Below are 304 nucleotides of genomic sequence, written 5' to 3' on the forward strand. Positions count from 1 at the left end.
ACTACTATTATTGTCTATCCAAAACACTTCGGCGCCAGCCCTGTGGATCACATCAAGCACGTTATCTTGGCTCTGAGCAAGACGGCTATTGTAACCTGCTCTATCTAGCCGTGAAAACATACAGGGTACTGAAATTGCTGTCGCTGTGCCACAAGATGACATGTTACTGAAATATTTGATGCCGTCCTGTTTAGTGTATTCGTTAGTATCTATTTTATAGCCTCCATATGAAAAGTTGCTTGCACGTGCAGTTTCACCAACAACAACAACGGTAATATTCGCACCTGACTTGGAAGCTAAAGCA

The 304-nt window shown here is 42.8% G+C and carries 1 protein-coding gene; it reads right to left on the reverse strand.

What is annotated here, in order from left to right; translation table 11 throughout:
- Nucleotides 1-304: sulfatase-like hydrolase/transferase (locus CWC11_RS20775; protein WP_171038481.1), on the reverse strand; the 304-nt coding region annotated here is incomplete at both ends.

Origin of the sequence: Pseudoalteromonas sp. S3178, from assembly GCF_005886985.1 — a bacterium.
Lineage (GTDB): Bacteria > Pseudomonadota > Gammaproteobacteria > Enterobacterales > Alteromonadaceae > Pseudoalteromonas > Pseudoalteromonas carrageenovora.